The sequence below is a fragment of the Anaerotignum faecicola genome (assembly GCA_024460105.1).
Taxonomy (GTDB): Bacteria; Bacillota; Clostridia; order Lachnospirales; family Anaerotignaceae; genus JANFXS01.
On sequence record JANFXS010000151.1, the window covers coordinates 1 to 513 of the forward strand.

At 44.6% G+C, this 513-nt stretch carries 1 protein-coding gene; it reads right to left on the reverse strand.

The window, feature by feature from the left end; all coding sequences use genetic code 11:
* A partial coding sequence (locus tag NE664_13235; GenBank protein MCQ4727595.1) for a hypothetical protein occupies nt 1-231 on the reverse strand: 231 nt, incomplete at its 3' end.
* Nucleotides 232-513: the final 282 nt, after the last annotated feature.

The window sequence follows — 513 nt, forward strand, 5'->3', positions numbered from 1 at the left end:
CTCGGTCAGATGCAGCGTATCCGGATGATTAACTTTGTGCATTCGGATCGCCTGCGGATCATGATTGATAGCTATATCAACCGGCCGTCCCAGTGCCATTTCTATTCCTACACTTGCCCCGCCACCTCCGGCAAAGCAATCTATAAGCAAGTCTTTCTTTAACGGCCCTATAGAATCTGTAATCTCTATCTGACCGTCACATTCGTAGTTTTCAAATACTTCAAATCCCATTTTTTCGAAAGAAGCCGGGAATTCCCGTTACGGTGGCCACCGCTCCGGCCTCCTTTCTCTGCACCATTTTCGCGACGTCAGGAAAATGGTTTATCGTTCAAATATCAGTTTAATGAATTATCGCCTGCCCACATGAAGAACATCTTCCTGCATTTACACAATCTTCTGTGGTCGTTTCTCCGCAATTCGGACAAGGATAAAAACCGTTCCCGTATTCGCATGTCTTGTAAACATCTTTTTGCATAGAAGCTGTGGCAATTTTATATGCTTCTTCGATATCAG